A 15389-nucleotide genomic window follows, 5' to 3' on the forward strand; every position below is an offset into this window, starting at 1 on the left:
CTAGCCCATGGATGCACCCCAGACCGCTCCCTCCGCAGCCGAGTTTCTTAGTTCGGTGGAAATCCTCTCGCCCTTCTCGCGCGACGAGATCGATCGCCTGGCCGATTACGCGCAGGCGCGCTTCTATTCGTTTGGCGAAACGGTTTGCTCGACGGGGGAGACGGCCGAAGGCCTGTACGTGGTCCGTTCGGGCTCGGTGCGTATCTTCACCGAAGAGCATGGCAAGGAGACCAGCGTGGGCGTGCGCAAGTCGGGCGAGATTTTCGCCGACATCGCCATGTTGCGCGCTTATGTTCACGAAGCGTCCGTGCGCTCGTCGGCGAAAACCGAGTTGCTGTTTATTCCGCGCGCGGCCATCGAACCGATCATGGCCGGCAATCAGGCCGCATTGGCCTTCGTGGCGAGTTATGTGGCGATCAGTTCGGCGGGCGGTTTTGTCGCCCAGTTGTTCGATTTGCGCGGCAAGCTGAACAAGGCGGAACTCGAAGAATATGTACGCAGCGTCGGCGTGAAGCGGGTCGCGGCCGGTAAGGAGATTCTCAAGCAGGACGGACGCGACGATAAGCGGCTTTACGTAGTGCGCCAAGGCAAAGTACGGATCGTCCGGCAGGAAGAGGGGCACGACTATACGCTCGCCACGCTTGGCGAAGGCGAGATATTCGGCGAGAAAGCCTGCTTGATGCGCCAGGAGCAGATGGCCTCGGCGGTGGCGGCGACCGACACGCGTCTGCTGGTCATTCCTGAACGCACGGTTCACTTCATTCTGGAGCGCAACCCGAAATTGCGCGAAGTGCTCGACGAGCGCATCCGTTATGGCGACCGTGAGTTACAGCGACAGAAGCGCATTGAACAAAGGCGCAAACTACCGTTGATGCTCGACTTGCAAAGCAAGCCGGGTTTTGGCGAAAAGGTCCTCAAGCGGTTCCCGCTGGTCGAACAGGCCGAGGAAATGGATTGCGGCGCTGCCTGCCTCAACATGGTGTGCCGCCATTACGGCATTCCCATCACGCTCGGCAAGTTGCGCGAGCTCGCCAACGTCACGACCCAGGGCGCCACACTCGATAGTCTCGCGCGAGCCGGCGAGTCGCTCGGCTTCACCGCACGCGGCGTGCAATGTACATTCGACGCGCTGCGTGGTTTCGATCTGCCGTTCATCGTGCATTGGGAGGGCTATCACTACGTCGTGGTGTACGGACTCTCGAAAGACTATGTCTGGGTGGCGGACCCTGCTGTCGGCTTCAGAAAGATGAGCGTGGAGGATTTCGAACGCGGCTGGAGCGGCACCTGTTTATTGTTTACTGGCGGCCCGCATCTGATGCAGATGTCGGCGGCTCGCTCGCCCTGGATCCGCTTCGTCGGCTACCTCAAACCGTACAAGAAGATTCTCGGCCACCTGTTTCTTGCCACTTTCGTGATTCAGGTGTTGGGTGTGATTCCGCCGCTCATCATCCAGAACATACTCGACGGCGTGATCGTGCATCAGAACGTCAGTCTGTTGCATCTGCTGATCGGCGGGTTGATTATCGCCAACGTGTTTTCGCAGCTCATGTCGTCGATTCGTGCGTATCTCGCGAACTTCATGGTGCGCAACATGGACTTCGCGATGATGTCGCAGTTTTTCAGGCACACCATGTCGCTGCCGTTCTCGTTCTTCGCCAAACGCAAGACCGGCGATATCTTCGCGCGCTTCCAGGAGAATCAGACCATCCGCGCCTTCCTCACCGAGTCGACGGTGACCACCGCGCTGAATCTGCTGATGGTGTTCATCTACTTCACGATCATGTTTGTCTATAACGTGAAAATGACCCTGGTGCTGATCGCGTTCGTCATTCCGATCATGGCGTTGACCGCGCTTGCTACGCCGAAGATCAAAAGCTACGCGCGCGAAGTGTTCACGGCGTCGACGGAATCCAAGTCCTTTCTGATGGAGGCGCTAGCCGGCGTGGAGACCATCAAGGGCATGGGCATCGAGCGGCCGGTGCGTTTGCGCTGGGAGAAGAAATACGCCAAGGCGCTGGAAGTGCAGTATCGGGCGCACGCTTTCAGCATTCTGATCGGCTTCGGCAGCCAGTTACTCAATGCCGCGACCACGATCGCGATTTTATGGGTCGGTGCGAACCTGGTGCTGGCGCGTGAAATGACGATCGGCCAGTTGATTGCGTTCAACGCGTTCATGGGTAGCGTGCTGGGGCCGCTGATGGGCCTGGTCGGTTTGTGGAGCATGCTCAACGACGCAGGTGTGGCCATGGAACGGCTCGGCGATGTGCTCGATATCGAACCGGAGCAGAAGCCGCAGGACTTGCCTTCGCGAGTCATGCTGCCGGAGCTGCAAGGCGACATCAGTCTCAGTGGCGTCTATTTCCGTTATGGCGAGAACGACTCGGCCTACGTGCTGGAAAACATCAGCTTCGATATCAAACCCGGCGAACTCGTGGCGATCGTCGGACGCAGCGGGTCCGGCAAGACCACGCTCGCCAAGTTGCTGGTCGGCTTCTACGCGCCGAGCGAGGGCAAGATGAGTATCGACGGCTACGACCTCGGCGTCATCGACAAAGCCTACTATCGCGCGCAGATCGGCTACGTCATGCAAAGCAATCTGCTGTTCTCCGGCACGATTGCGGAGAACATCGCGAGCGGCGACGATGCGCCCGATCGCCGGCGCATCGAAGAAGTCGCGAAGATGGCCGACGCGCATGCATTTATCAGCAAGATGCCGCTCGGCTACGAGCAGATCGTCGGCGAACGCGGGATTGGTTTGTCGGGCGGCCAGATTCAGCGCCTGTGCATTGCGCGGGCCTTGTATCACGATCCCCGTCTGCTGGTATTCGACGAAGCGACCTCGGCACTGGATTCGCAGTCGGAGAGCAATATCCTCGGCAATATGCACGACATTCTGAAGGGCCGGACCGCTGTGATCATCGCGCATCGGCTCAGCACCATCATGCGGGCCGACAAGATACTCGTGCTGTACGAAGGCGCGATTGTCGAACAGGGCCGTCACGACGAATTGATCCAGCGCGGCGGCATGTATTACCAGTTGGTCCAGAAACAGCTGAGTGCCTGATGATGAAGATACTCGACCAGGTCGAAGAACCGAGCCCCGCGATTTCGTATGCGGGTTTGATCGAGCGAATCGAGATCCTGCGCTCGACGCTGCGCTGGTCGTCGCGGCTGGAGCGTGCGGATATCGACAAGCTGCTCAGGCAAATTACCTCGTTGCGCGACGAAGTGATGCAGCTCTCGCATAAGGAGCGCTTTGTGCAAGCCGCGGTGGCGGGGGAGCCGCAGGAGCGTGTCGATCAATCGCGCGGGGCACGCAGAAAAGCGCTGCTGGAACGCAGCTTCATTTTCGAGGGCACGTTTGGCGACAACGCGCGTTTGCTGGAGTCGCTGGAAATTGCCGAGAAAGCGGCGCCGACCGATCTACCGGTGTTGATCGACGGTGAGAGCGGCACGGGGAAGGAGTTGATGGCCAAGGTGATCCACGCGAATGGCTCGCGTTCGGACAAGCCCTTCATTTCCGTGAATTGTGGCGCGATTCCCGACAATCTGCTGGAGTCGGAATTGTTCGGGCATCGCAAGGGCGCGTTCACGGGTGCCTCGAGCGATCGCAAGGGAAAATTCGAAAGTGCGCATACGGGTACGATTTTTCTCGACGAAATAGGCGAGCTGCCGCTGGCAGGTCAGGTCAAGCTGCTGCGCGTGCTGGAAGCGCATGAGATTCAACGCGTGGGCTCCGACGAAATGATTGCGGTCGACACCCGCATCGTCGCAGCGACCAACCGCAACCTGCGGCAATTGAGCGAGGAGGGCCGGTTTCGCGAAGACCTGTTCTACCGGCTCAGCGTGATTCATGTGACATTGCCGCCGTTGCGCGAGCGTCGCGATGAAATCCCGCTGCTGATCCAGTGGTTCGGCGACGAGGCGGCGGCCATTCTGAAGCGCAGGCCCGTCAGATTGACGCCGCGATTGCGCGACTTCCTCCTGAACTACGCCTACCCCGGCAATATCCGCGAGTTGCGCAACGTGATGTACCGCGTGTCGTGTCTGGCGGGAGAAATGGCGGACATCGACCATTTGCCGACGGACATGCGTCCTGCCGCGCCGGGCTCCGCCGCCGTGGCAGGCGGCGCGGCGAGTGCGACGGGGCAGGAGCCGATCAGCGTCGCGAATCTGATGTCGTTGAGCGACGCCAAACGCGCCGCGAGTGACGACGCGGAAAAAGCCTTCCTCGAGCGTGGTCTGCGCGAAGTGAGCGGCACGGTCGCGGAACTGGCGCGGCGCATCGACATGAACCGCTCGCATCTGCAGATGCTGTTGAAAAAGCATGGTCTGCATTCGAAGGACTTCCGCAATCGGAACCTGCAGGCGGCGAATAAGAACGGCGCGGACGAACACGAGGACGAAGACGGCGAGGGCTGAAATCTCGTGCAGTTAGGGCGAGGGATTCAGCAAGGTCTTGTCGGACGCATTCGGGTCTTCAGCCCGCACGACCACGGCCGTGATGTTGTCGCGACCACCGCGCGAGAGCGCCAGATCGACCAGTTCACCGGAGGCATTCTCGTGTGCCGCCGTGGTCAGCACGGCGAGGATTTCCTCGTCGCTCACTTCGTTGCTCAGACCGTCGCTGCAGAGCAGGAAGATGTCGCCGTCGGTCACTTCGAGCGCATCGTCGTCGAGTTCGAGCAGGTCCGTTGCGCCAACGGCGCGCGTGATCATGTGCTGGGCCGGATGGTGGCGCGCTTGCGCGTCGGTGAGCACGCCGAGCGATTTGAGCGCTTCCACCTGACTATGATCGCGCGTGAGTTGCCGCAGGCTGCCGTGGCGTGCCAGATACAGGCGGCTATCGCCTGCCCAGACATATGCGCAGAAGCGGTCGCAGGCGAGCAGCACCACGACCGTGCTGCCGATTCGCTGCACCTGGCGACGCGCGGCTTCCTGCCGTAATTGCCGGTTCGCACTTTGCAGGCGAGCATGCGCGTCCGCCACAAAAGTCTTCATGCTGACCGGCGAGTCCAGTTGCCTGAGCGCTTCGATCACCAGACCACTCGCCACATCTCCGACGGCGTGCCCACCCATGCCGTCGGCGACGGCCCAGCGTCCGAGTTCGGGCTGGTCGAGGCAGGCATCTTCGTTGATCTCGCGGACGCGTCCGGCGTCGGAACGCGCGGACGACGTCCAGCGAAACTGGCTGGCACAGGTCACAACGGTTACACCGTATCGTTTCTGCTGAGGGCGTCGGGGGCGACGTTGATGTTCGAGTTGGAGCCGGTGTTGCGTACGTCAACCGACTGGAACTGGTTGATCATCTGGTTAGCATAGAAGTTGTTGGACACCTCGTACAGGTTGACGACCGGGCCGATGCTCGGGGTCTCGCGTACGTACGGTTGAATCCAGCCATACACCCACGGGGCGCCGCCGCCGCCGCGGATCGCCGCCATCGCCTTGCGGTCGAGGGCGAGATTGAGCGTGAGATCGTTCACTGTGATGGAAGCCATGTCGTTCTCCGGTTGGCTGCGTGCAATGCGCGTCGTTCAAAGGGTTTTGCACGTGATAGTGCAAGTGCCATGCCAATTGGCGGATGTCCGCTCACGCTTTGCCGTGATGCCTTGCTTGTTGGGCGTTTCCACGTAGCGCGTCGCGAGGAGTCTGCTCGTGCATACTTTCATAGGTCGGCCTGCCGCCAACAAGCCACCACGACGAACGGTGTGATACCCAACACTTCGAGCGGGCTCGGGTGCAACCGACATAACCCTGTACAGCGCCCAGAAACGATGGTCGATCACCAACACACTGGCCTGATTTCTGTCGGCTGCGGGCCCACATCTCGTCTTGCCCATTTTCCTCGATTGACGCAAAAGCCCTTTAAACAAAGGCTTCCGCCGACATGGCCCGGATGATGCAAAAGCTCTCGCAACAGTGTTGGAAATCGAAGCGAGGCCAGCCATGAATACGAACGCTCTCCCGACGAATCGCGAAGCCAGCGAAACGTTCGCCACCATCGACCTGCCGATCGGCGCGCATCTGGTCACGCAACGCAGCGGTTACGAGCATCACGGCATTTATGTGGGCAATGGCCGCGTCGTGCATTACGCAGGCTTCGCCGGTTCGACACATCGCGGCCCGGTCGAAGAAGTCGCGCTGGCGCGCTTCGCCGCAGGCCGCGGGTTGTCGATCCGCGCGACGCCCAGCGCCCGCTACGTCGGCGACGAAGCCGTCAGCCGCGCACGCTCCCGCCTCGGTGAAAACCGCTACCGCCTGCTGACGAACAACTGCGAGCACTTCTGCGCATGGTGCCTGCTCGGCGAAAGCCGCAGCGAACAGGTGCATGGCTGCCTGCGTCATCCGCGTGCCGGCGTGCGTGCCCTGGTGTGCCTCGTGAAGGCTTTCGTGGAAAGCGGGACGAAGGACCATCAGGTCGGTGCACAGGTGGCGTGAAGGGTCCAGACGAAATTCGGATTTTCAGGCGTTGAGCGATTCAAGGAGAACATCATGGTTGCCGTAGAAAAGACCTTGCACTGGGCCGTCGACAAATGGCTCGCCCCCACTCCCTCGATGCCGGCGCGCGTCGTGCAGTTTTGCCATCGCGCCTCGCAACATCAGCGTTACGTGTGCGTGGAAGCGTTGCGGCCCGGCGGTTTGCTGTCGATCTTCTTCTTCCGCCATGACGACGGCTCGTGGAACGTGTTCCCGCCGCAAATCGAACGTCCGGCGATGAACGGCCATCGCCGTGCCGCACTCTGCTAACGCGGTTGATGGATGCTCGCTTCTTTCACGAGCCACTGGCTGAAGAGTTGCATCGCCGGGCTCATCGGTTTGCCTTTAAGGCAGGTCATCCAGTAGCTGCCGGCATGCACTTCCACGTCGAACGGTCGCACGAGGCGGCCCGTGTTGATCTCGTGTTCGAACATCGAGGCGGGCGCGAGCGCGATACCCGCACCCTGCATCGCCGCTTCCGCCATCAGGCGCGATGAATCGAAGACCGGTCCGCGAATCGGTCGCGGCGGAATGCCGGCAGCGCTAAACCAGCTCATCCAGTCGTCGGCGCGATAGGAGCGCAGCAGCGTTTCATTGGCGAGGTCTTCGGGCTTCGACAGACGTGCTGCGATGTCCGGCGTGCACAGCAGCGCGAGTGGCGCATCGAGCAACCGGGTGGCCAGCGAGCCGGGCCATGTGCCGTCGCCGAAGCGGATCGCGAAGTCGAGTCCTTCGGTGGCGAGATCGACCAGGTTGTTGTTGGTCAGCAGGCGCAACTCGACGAACGGATGAGCCTCGCGAAACGATTTGAGCCGTGGCATCAGCCAGCCCACCGCAAACGTGCCGACTACGCCGACCGTCAGCACCTCGTGGAAGTGGCCGCCGTCGAACTGCTTGAGCACGGCTTCGATGCGATCGAAAGCGTCGCTGAGAACCGGGCGTAGCGCGAGCCCCTCGTCGGTCATGGCGAGGCCGCGCGGCAAGCGCTTGAAGAGCGTGGTGCCCAACCGCTCCTCCAGACTTCTGACCTGCTGACTGACGGCTGCCTGAGTGACGTTCAGTTCGAGCGCCGCGCGCGTGAAGCTCAAATGCCGTGCCGACGATTCGAAGGCGCGCAGTGCGTTGAGCGGGAGGTACGGTCTCATGGCAAAGGCATAAGATTTTCTTGGAAGTCGTCTAACTTATCATCGTTTGTCATGGACGAGCGAAAACCGGGAGTCGCGCCGGGTCGAACCCTGATCAATCGAGCCGCGCGATGCGCGAATCGAGCGACGCTGAGAACTGCAGGCTAAGCAGCGGCGGCCGCCGGGGCGGGGATCAGCTTGCCTTGCACCAGCAAACCCAGCGTCTTCACGACAAGGATGCCGATAATCACATTCGCGGCAATGAACACGACCGGCGCAGCCCATGCAATCGGACCGGTGGCGCCGCGTTCGACCATCCGGATCATCATCGTCGGCAGGGCGGCTACGCCGAAGCTGAAGGCCCAGTATCCCGGCGTGAAAGCCTGCTGGCGAATCCAGGGCAGCAAGCGCAACAGCAGCAGTGCCTGGTACACGCCGTAACCGAGCAACATCAGGGCAATCAGGTCCGGTGTACCGCTGGTCAGGCTGAGGTAGGTCACCCCACCTACCACCGGCGGTGCGAGTTGCACGCCGAGCGTCGGCCGCAAGGCCTGCGGCAGCGGATCATGGAGCGCGGCGCGGTGCAGGATCAGCGATTCGATTGCGAGCCACGACAGCACGCCGGCGCCAAAGAACAGGCCACCCAGCTGATGAAACCCGAAAGCCGCTGCTGTCGTGCCAGCCACGAAATTGGGCGCGACTGTCGGCAGATAAATCGCCGGCGTGATCGATTCGGGCTTGCCGCCGCCTTGCCAGAAGCGTCCATGCAGATACGTGCCGAGCGCCAGTTGCCCAATGGCGGCGACGCCGAACAGGCCGAGCGCCAGCGAGTGCGCAGACGTTTGCAGGAGTTGTGCGGCCAGCATGCTCGATACGGGCACGAACGCCGCAAACGACGACTGCACCGGATGCTGTATTTCGGCGCGGGCTTGCGCGCTGTGCGTTAGCCACTTATGCCCATACGCGACGAGCATCACGAGCCAGACCACGAGCGCCACGATCGTCAGCAAGGTGCCCACGATGGCGGGCAAGTGCCAGACCTGGATCGCCACGCGCCACAAGTTGGCGAACGCCAATGCGCCTACCGCGATACCGAAGAAACCAACTGGAATCGTGCCACGAGTGCTGTTCATCACCGATTCTCCGAAAGTTGCGTCGCGCTCCGATGCAGCCGTGTCGCGCGATTGATGACGTACTGTAAAAGGCGGAGGCGGCCCGGTGAACGCTGGGAAAGCGCAACAAATGGCGCACTCGTCTCAAGCTAGGGCGGCGTTGAAACGCGCCAGCGCCCTGGCGGATAGGAGCGATCCGCTTCATGGCGTAAAATTTCCACTTCTCCATGAAGCAGCGCTTACCTATGTCGACGCCCGCGGACAAATCAAACTCGAAGGAAAGCGAAGGCGTTGCCGTAATCGATCGGGCTTGCGCGATCCTGTTCGCATTCCGCCCCGATGACACCGCGCTCACGCTCGCCGAACTGGCGGCGCGCACGGGTCTGTACAAGAGCACGCTGCTGCGCCTCGCAGGCTCGCTGATCCAGCACCGCCTCCTGCTGCGTCTCGACGACGGGCGCTACCAACTCGGTTCGGCCACCTTCCTGCTCGGCGCGCTGTATCAACGCAGCCTGAATCTCGGCGATATTCTGGTGCCGCTCATGAGCGAGCTCGCGCAGATAAGCGGCGAAAGTGTGTCGTTCTACGTGCGTGACGAAACGGTGCGCGTGTGTCTGCATCGCGTCGATTCGAAGCATGCGGTGCGATTTCATGTGCGCGAAGGCGATGTGCTGCCGCTGGAGTCCGGCTCGGGCGGCCATGCATTGCTGGCGTTCGGGGGCACGCCGGGCGCACCCTACGACAAGATTCGCGCGGATTTTTATTGCGTGTCGATCGGCGAGCGCGATCGGGAGACGGCCGGTATTTCCATGCCGGTATTCGGCGTACGGCAGAGCTTGCGTGGTGTATTGACACTAGCGGGGCCGAGTTCGCGGATCGACCACGCGTTCCTCGAGCGCAATCTCGGCGCGCTGTTCGATTGCGCCGCGCGCGCCACCGACGCGCTCGGCGGCGATTCGCGCGCCATGCGCAACGCGCAGCGGCGCGGGGCCGACATCCAGGGCAGCTAGTTCAAGGCAGGTGACGCTCGGGCTCGCCTGTGTAGGTGTAGCTCATCTGGCGCGGCAGGGGGCCTTTGTTGCGTTCGTGGCGCCCGCGCTGTTCCCATGCGTGCGAGAGGATGCCCACCGCACGCGAGAGGCAGAACACTCCGCGGGCCAACTCCGGTGCAAAGCCGAGTTCGGCATAGATCACTGCCGTGGCGCCGTCGATATTCATCGGCACAGGTTTGTTCTTGCGGCGCATGAGCAGAGCTTCGATGCCACGCGCGATCGTGGCGTAGCGTCCGCTGATGTGCTCCCGTGCAACGTTTTCGTCCACCAACGCCAGCAACCTCACCGCACGCGGGTCGATCGGATGAAAGCGGTGGCCGAAGCCGGGCAGATACTTGCCAAACTCCGCGATGAACGTATCGACGCCTTGCTCGACGGCGTCTTCCAGTGTGGCGCCCGCCTGCATACGTGCGTCGATCGCGTCGTACAGCTCGACGGCTTGCTGACCGGCGCCGCCGTGCACGTCGTCGAGCGCGTTGATCGCCGAGGCCATCGCGCCGTTCAACGGCACGCCGCAACTCGTCGCGATCCGCGAGATCGCAATCGAAGGCGCATGCGGACCATGATCCACCGAGGATACCAATGCCGCTTCGAACAGACCCGCTTGCGCCGGATCCGGCAGTTCGCCGCGCAGCATCAGCCAGATCATCTGCGGAAAGCTGATGTTGCCGATCAACTCCTGGATCGGAAAACCGCGCACCTTGATCGAACCCGGATGGATGTCGATGATCGAGGTGCTCCAGTAGTCGGCGGCGAGTTTCGCTGCGTCGAATGTTTGCGTCATGTTCAGATCACTCCTTCAGCGCGTAGTTGCTCGATGTCGGCGTCGTCGTAGCCGAGCGCAGCAAGTTGCTCATGGGTATGTGCCGACAGAACCGGGGCGGGTGTCGCCGGCGCCGTGTCCGCGTCGTGCAGGCGAAAACCGGCACGCGTCACGCGTTGGCGATCCGTGGTGCCGTCAGGGGCAAATTCGCGGATGAAGCCGCGCGATTCGATATGCGGATGCGCGAGAATCTCCGGCACCGACATCACACGGCCAGCGGGCACGCCGGCTTCGAACAGTTTCGCTTCCCAGTTCACGGCGCTGTCGCTCGCCAATGCTGCTTCGATCTCGGCTTTCAGCGCAGCACGGTTCAGCTTGCGTGCATTGCGTTCGGCAAAGCGCGGATCGTCGAGCAGATCGGCGCGGTCAATCAGATTGCACAAGCTGGCAAACTGTTTGTTTTCGTTTGCGGCGATGTTCAATGGGCCGTCGCCGGTTTTGAAGGTGCCCGAGGGCGCCGCGGTGAAATTTTCGTTGCCCATCGGCACGGGCGTCACGCCGGCATTGAGGAAATTCGATACCACCCAGCCCATCGTGGCGAGCGTGGACTCGAGCATCGACACGTCGAGCATGCGGCCGTGACCCGTAGCACGCGCATCGAGCAGCGCGGCGCAGATACCGAAAGCGGCGGTGAGCCCGCCCACCGTGTCCGATACCGGATAGCCGACGCGCAACGGCGCACTCTCTGCGTCGCCCGTCACGCTCATCACGCCGGAGATGCCCTGAATGATCTGATCGTAGGCGGGGCGTCTGGAAAACTCGCCGTCCATGCCGAAGCCCGAAATCGCGCAATACACGAGCTTCGGATTGACCTCGCGTAGTGCGTCGAAGTCGAGACCAAGCCGCTTCATCACACCGGGCCGGAAATTTTCGACCAGGACGTCGGCGGTTCTGACGAGGTCGCGCAAAATCGCTTTGCCGCGCGGGTCTTTCAGATTGAGCGTGACGGACTGCTTGCCCGCGTTGACCGCCACGAACGAGGCGCCCATATTGCGCGCGGACGCATCCTTGTCGGCGCCCAGCCGTCGTGCGAGATCGCCGCCTTCAGGGTGCTCGACCTTGATCACTTCTGCGCCAAGCAGCGCGAGTTGATACGCGCAAAACGGCCCGGCCAATACGTTCGATAAGTCCAGTACGCGGACTCCAGCCAAAGGCAGCGTCATCGTTAAAGCCTCTTGTTCAAATGCGATTCAACGCGGTTCAGTGCGAGATTTCGTCGAGATTGAGATTGTTGGTGCGAGGACCGAAGAGGCCGATCGCACCGATCACCATCAGCATCGACACGCTGATCAACGCGAATACGCCGATCACGTCGAAGTGGCGCAGTGCGAAGGCGATCATGAAGCCCGAGAACATCGCGGAGAGGCGCGACATCGAATAAACAAAACCGACGGCGCGCGCGCGCAAACGCGTTGGGAACAGTTCGGTCTGGTACGCGTGATAGCCGACCGAAAGCAGCGTGCCGCACAGCGTGATGAGCACGCCGAGCGTCATCAGCATGGCGGGCGAGGTTTGCGTGGCGAACAGCGTGCCGAACACGGCGATGCCGAGCGCGGACAAGACGATCAGCGTCTTGCGTTCGATGCGGTCGGCGATCGCCATACCGATCAGCGGGCCGAACGGATTCGAGATCGCGATCACGAACGAATACAGCAGGCTGTGCGTGATGGTCACGCCTTTGGATACCAGCAGCGTCGGCACCCACGACGCGAAGCCGTAAAAGCCGATCGCCTGGAAGAGGTTGAAGACCAGCATCGTGATCGCGCGCTTGCGATACGGCGGTTGCCAGATCTCGCTGAAAGCCGCTTTGGTCGTGGCCGGTTCGACGGTCGGCACCGGAGCGGGCAGAGGGCGGCCATATTGCGCGGTGACTTTTGCTTCGAGCGCCTGCAATACCTGTTCGGCCTCAGCGGCGCGGCCTTGTTGGGCGAGCCAGCGCGGGCTTTCGGGCACGCGTCGGCGGATTGCCCAGACCACGACCGCGCCCAATGCGCCGATGATCACCACCCAGCGCCAGCCGTCGAGTCCGAACGGCGCGCGTGGCACGAGCCACCACGCGAGGAACGCGACAGTGGGCACAGCGGTGTACTGCACCAGATGAACGAACGCGAAGGCGCGGCCGCGCAGATGCTTCGGCACGAGTTCGCTGACGTAGGTGTCGATCGTGACCAGTTCCACGCCAACGCCGATGCCGGCGATCAGTCGCCAGATGTTGATGGCGGGCGCCGAGCTCTGCAACGCCATGATCAAAGTGGCGACGGAGTACCACAGCAGCGACACGGTGAACACGGTCTTGCGGCCATAGCGATCCGCCATGCCCGCCAGAAAGAACGTGCCGATGAAGAGGCCCGCGAACGACGCCGCCACGAATGCGCCCAACCCGGACACGCCGAAGAACGAGGCAGTGGTCGTCGCATAGAGCCCGCTTTTGACCAGACCCGGTCCGACATAGGCGGTGAAAAACAGATCGTAGAACTCGAACCAGCCGCCGATCGACAGCAGGAAGACCAGCGTCCACACAGTCCGTGTAGCGGGCAGTCGGTCGATGCGCGCGTTGACGCCGGTGGTCAACGCCGGCGCGGCATTCGAATCAGATGACGCGCCGGGCGCATCGATCGGCAGGCTTGCCATGGAATCCTCCTTCAATGGGTCTCGCTCGTCTCGGTGGTGTTCTATTAGGCAGAACGACGTTCTGTTTAATGAATGTGGCGAGAGTAGTCCGTGATGCCTCGATCAGGAATACGGGCTTTTACCTACGAACGGAGAAATGCGCCGGACAGCGGGAGGCGGACCGGCGCAGCGTCACGACGCGATGCGTTGCAGCATCGCGAGCAGGGCGTCGAATGACAGCGGCTTGCGCGCGTATTCGATGGTGGGATTCGGCTGCATCGGAATGTCCGCGGCCGCGCTGCATAGAATGATCGGAATGGCGCGCAATGCGGGATCGGCATACAGCGCCGCGCATAGTTGCACGCCCGACATCACCGGCATCATGCAGTCCGACACGATGATATCGGGCCGGGTATGGCGAATCTGTTCAAGCGCGGCTGCGCCGTTCGACGCCGTCAGCACGGTATAGCCGTGCCGCTCCAGCAGCAGTCGCCAGACCGTGAGAATGTCGAACTCGTCGTCCACGACCAGAATGGTTTTCATGGGCGGCTAAGTGTTCCGTCGCGGCAGCGTGGCCGACAGGCCCGGTGACGTGTACACGCCGCTGACGTTGGCCGGCCCGTCGACCACGTCGAGCCCCTCGGGCGAAATCACGAGTTCGCGCAACGAAGTGTCGTGAGCACTTTCGCGCTGCTTGACCACGGAAATCATGCGGCGCAGACCGGTGTCCGTTTCGGCGTAGCGCAGCAGCAGGAGATTCTCCGTCAATGCCGAAACCCGCACGCTTTTCATATGGCCGGAGTCGGCATAGAGCGGCAGCTCTTCGGTGATCAGCGTGGTGACGGCGGCCTCGCGAAGCTGATGCAGCATCGCGTTGAGGAACAGACCGAAGCGCTCGGTACGCAACGCCGAATCGCGAAAGCCCTCCACGCCGTCGATCACGATACGCGACACGCCCAGCTTCTTGACCGTCGCCAACGCGGTCGCCGCGAGTTCGTCGACGGCCAGTTCGATGGTCGGTTGCCACTGAATCACGAGCCGGCCGTCTTCATACGCTTCGGTCAGCCCGATCGACACGGCCTCCGCTTTGCCGACCAACCGTTGCGGTCCTTCGTAAAAGCCCAGATACAGACAGCGCTCGCCGCGCGCTGCGCCGGCCGCGAGAAATTGCAGGCACAGCAGGGTCTTGCCGACACCCGACGGTCCGATCAGCGTCGTCGTGGAGCCTTGCGCGAAGCCGCCGCCCAGCAGGCTGTCCAGATGCGGTAGCCCGAAACCGAGACGCGATTTCAGATCGACGGGCCCGGGTTGTCCGGCATTTTGTGCTTCCAGCCGCGGGAACATCAGCAGCCCGCTTTCAGCGATCCGGAAGAAGTGCTTGCCCATCAAGTGATTGCGCGCGCGCATCTTGTGCACTTCGATTTCGCGCGCACGGCGCATGCCGTCGCTGTAACGGTTCAGTTCGATGAGACCATCGACCAGCGTGTGCTCCGGATGCGGCTCGTTGCCCGAGAGCGGCGCGAGCAGCAAGGTGGTGCAATCCATCGCCGCGACCAGCGCGTTGAGTTCGTGAATGAATTTCGACAACGACAGTTCGGTTTCGCTGAATTCGCGTGCGCTGCGAAAACCGTCGATGATCATCAGGCTCGGACGGTAGTCGTAAATGCTCGATGCAATCAGTTTGAGGAAGCCGTCGAGCCCGTCCTGCATCAACTCGTGATAGCCGGACACGAACAACATCTGCTGGGCGACGGCGTTTTCGTCGAAGAAGCTCAGACCTTTCAGGTGGCTCAACAACTTGTCGTGCGATTCGGCTATCAAGGTCATGTACAGCACCTTTTCGCCCTGGCTTACACGATGAAATCCAATCTGGCTCGACAGAATGGTCTTGCCGGCGCCGGCCATGCCTTCCAGCAGATAGACGCCGCCGCGCACCAGTCCGCCGCCCAGGATTTCGTCGAGACCCGGCACGCCGGTTTCCACGTTGGTGCGGGCCGCATCAGGCTGGGCTGCGCCAGGCCGGCGGCCGTCGGACGGAAAAGGCGTCTGAGATTCGTGGATAGTCATTGTCGATGTGTCGTTTCAAGTGCGCAGCGACGACGGCTCGCAGGTGAGGGGCCGTTCGCCCAAACAAACAAAATAGCAATTCGTGTTCCCGGCGCTAGCGGGCGCGCGCACGCGTCGGCGTTGG

14 protein-coding genes are annotated in these 15389 nt (G+C 61.9%); 5 read left to right on the top strand and 9 right to left on the bottom strand.

The features are described from left to right. The first annotated feature begins 7 nt into the window (after positions 1 to 7). The gene (locus FQ705_RS09080; RefSeq protein WP_144139901.1) at positions 8 to 3064 is read left to right on the top strand and encodes a peptidase domain-containing ABC transporter; all 3057 of its coding nucleotides are present in this window, start codon (positions 8 to 10) and stop codon (positions 3062 to 3064) included. After that, a complete protein-coding gene (locus FQ705_RS09085) occupies positions 3064 to 4422 on the top strand; it encodes a sigma-54 interaction domain-containing protein (protein ID WP_144139903.1) in 1359 nt (452 codons plus the stop codon). The genes FQ705_RS09080 and FQ705_RS09085 overlap by 1 nt, the downstream gene beginning before the upstream one ends. Positions 4423 to 4434: 12 nt before the next feature. Here FQ705_RS09085 and FQ705_RS09090 read toward each other — a convergent pair whose 3' ends face one another. Both FQ705_RS09090 and FQ705_RS09095 read right to left on the bottom strand, forming a co-directional pair. After that, positions 4435 to 5205, bottom strand: coding sequence for a PP2C family protein-serine/threonine phosphatase (locus FQ705_RS09090; protein WP_144139906.1), 771 nt, complete (start codon positions 5203 to 5205; stop codon positions 4435 to 4437). 5 nt (positions 5206 to 5210) lie between these two features. Then, positions 5211 to 5498, bottom strand: coding sequence for a hypothetical protein (locus FQ705_RS09095; RefSeq protein ID WP_144139909.1), 288 nt, complete (start codon positions 5496 to 5498; stop codon positions 5211 to 5213). A gap of 448 nt (positions 5499 to 5946) precedes the next feature. On the opposite strand from FQ705_RS09095, the gene FQ705_RS09100 reads away from it, so the two are divergent. After that, the gene (locus tag FQ705_RS09100) at positions 5947 to 6438 is read left to right on the top strand and encodes a lecithin retinol acyltransferase family protein (RefSeq protein WP_144139912.1); all 492 of its coding nucleotides are present in this window, start codon (positions 5947 to 5949) and stop codon (positions 6436 to 6438) included. A 54-nt stretch (positions 6439 to 6492) separates the two neighbouring features. After that, a complete protein-coding gene (locus tag FQ705_RS09105; RefSeq protein ID WP_144139915.1) occupies positions 6493 to 6747 on the top strand; it encodes a hypothetical protein in 255 nt (84 codons plus the stop codon). Here FQ705_RS09105 and FQ705_RS09110 read toward each other — a convergent pair. Continuing rightward, positions 6744 to 7622, bottom strand: a complete 879-nt coding sequence (locus FQ705_RS09110; RefSeq protein WP_144139916.1) for a LysR family transcriptional regulator — start codon at positions 7620 to 7622, stop codon at positions 6744 to 6746. The two genes, FQ705_RS09105 and FQ705_RS09110, sit on opposite strands and share 4 nt — an antisense overlap. Positions 7623 to 7765: 143 nt before the next feature. Continuing rightward, the gene (gene tehA / locus FQ705_RS09115; RefSeq protein WP_144139918.1) at positions 7766 to 8734 is read right to left on the bottom strand and encodes a dicarboxylate transporter/tellurite-resistance protein TehA; all 969 of its coding nucleotides are present in this window, start codon (positions 8732 to 8734) and stop codon (positions 7766 to 7768) included. Between the two features lie 224 nt (positions 8735 to 8958). Between tehA and FQ705_RS09120 the strand changes: the two genes are divergently transcribed. Beyond that, positions 8959 to 9723, top strand: a complete 765-nt coding sequence (locus tag FQ705_RS09120; RefSeq protein WP_144139921.1) for an IclR family transcriptional regulator — start codon at positions 8959 to 8961, stop codon at positions 9721 to 9723. Position 9724: 1 nt separating this feature from the next. On the opposite strand, the gene FQ705_RS09125 is transcribed toward FQ705_RS09120, so the two are convergent. From FQ705_RS09125 to FQ705_RS09145, 5 genes are all read right to left on the bottom strand, one after another. Further along, the gene (locus FQ705_RS09125) at positions 9725 to 10549 is read right to left on the bottom strand and encodes a citryl-CoA lyase (RefSeq protein WP_144139923.1); all 825 of its coding nucleotides are present in this window, start codon (positions 10547 to 10549) and stop codon (positions 9725 to 9727) included. Between the two features lie 2 nt (positions 10550 to 10551). Beyond that, positions 10552 to 11751 (bottom strand): CaiB/BaiF CoA transferase family protein, encoded by a 1200-nt coding sequence (locus FQ705_RS09130; protein WP_144139926.1) that lies wholly within the window; start codon positions 11749 to 11751, stop codon positions 10552 to 10554. Between the two features lie 37 nt (positions 11752 to 11788). Then, positions 11789 to 13219 carry an MFS transporter gene (locus FQ705_RS09135; RefSeq protein WP_144139929.1) on the bottom strand — a complete coding sequence of 477 codons (1431 nt, stop codon included), beginning with the start codon at positions 13217 to 13219 and terminating at the stop codon, positions 11789 to 11791. A gap of 171 nt (positions 13220 to 13390) precedes the next feature. Continuing rightward, positions 13391 to 13741, bottom strand: coding sequence for a response regulator (locus FQ705_RS09140; RefSeq protein ID WP_144139932.1), 351 nt, complete (start codon positions 13739 to 13741; stop codon positions 13391 to 13393). A gap of 6 nt (positions 13742 to 13747) precedes the next feature. Continuing rightward, positions 13748 to 15265 (bottom strand): ATPase domain-containing protein, encoded by a 1518-nt coding sequence (locus FQ705_RS09145; protein ID WP_260854425.1) that lies wholly within the window; start codon positions 15263 to 15265, stop codon positions 13748 to 13750. Between the last annotated feature and the right edge of the window lie 124 nt (positions 15266 to 15389).

Origin of the sequence: Paraburkholderia sp. BCC1884 (assembly GCF_900996225.1) — a bacterium.
Lineage (GTDB): Bacteria > Pseudomonadota > Gammaproteobacteria > Burkholderiales > Burkholderiaceae > Paraburkholderia.

Coding starts and splice junctions, on each gene's coding strand:
- FQ705_RS09080 (WP_144139901.1), top strand. CDS start 8: ATGGATGCACCCCAGACCGCTCCCTCCGCAGCCGAGTTTCTTAGTTCG.
- FQ705_RS09085 (WP_144139903.1), top strand. CDS start 3,064: ATGATGAAGATACTCGACCAGGTCGAAGAACCGAGCCCCGCGATTTCG.
- FQ705_RS09095 (WP_144139909.1), bottom strand. CDS start 5,498: ATGGCTTCCATCACAGTGAACGATCTCACGCTCAATCTCGCCCTCGAC.
- FQ705_RS09100 (WP_144139912.1), top strand. CDS start 5,947: ATGAATACGAACGCTCTCCCGACGAATCGCGAAGCCAGCGAAACGTTC.
- FQ705_RS09105 (WP_144139915.1), top strand. CDS start 6,493: ATGGTTGCCGTAGAAAAGACCTTGCACTGGGCCGTCGACAAATGGCTC.
- FQ705_RS09110 (WP_144139916.1), bottom strand. CDS start 7,622: ATGAGACCGTACCTCCCGCTCAACGCACTGCGCGCCTTCGAATCGTCG.
- tehA (WP_144139918.1), bottom strand. CDS start 8,734: ATGAACAGCACTCGTGGCACGATTCCAGTTGGTTTCTTCGGTATCGCG.
- FQ705_RS09120 (WP_144139921.1), top strand. CDS start 8,959: ATGTCGACGCCCGCGGACAAATCAAACTCGAAGGAAAGCGAAGGCGTT.
- FQ705_RS09125 (WP_144139923.1), bottom strand. CDS start 10,549: ATGACGCAAACATTCGACGCAGCGAAACTCGCCGCCGACTACTGGAGC.
- FQ705_RS09130 (WP_144139926.1), bottom strand. CDS start 11,751: ATGACGCTGCCTTTGGCTGGAGTCCGCGTACTGGACTTATCGAACGTA.
- FQ705_RS09135 (WP_144139929.1), bottom strand. CDS start 13,219: ATGGCAAGCCTGCCGATCGATGCGCCCGGCGCGTCATCTGATTCGAAT.
- FQ705_RS09140 (WP_144139932.1), bottom strand. CDS start 13,741: ATGAAAACCATTCTGGTCGTGGACGACGAGTTCGACATTCTCACGGTC.
- FQ705_RS09145 (WP_260854425.1), bottom strand. CDS start 15,265: ATGACTATCCACGAATCTCAGACGCCTTTTCCGTCCGACGGCCGCCGG.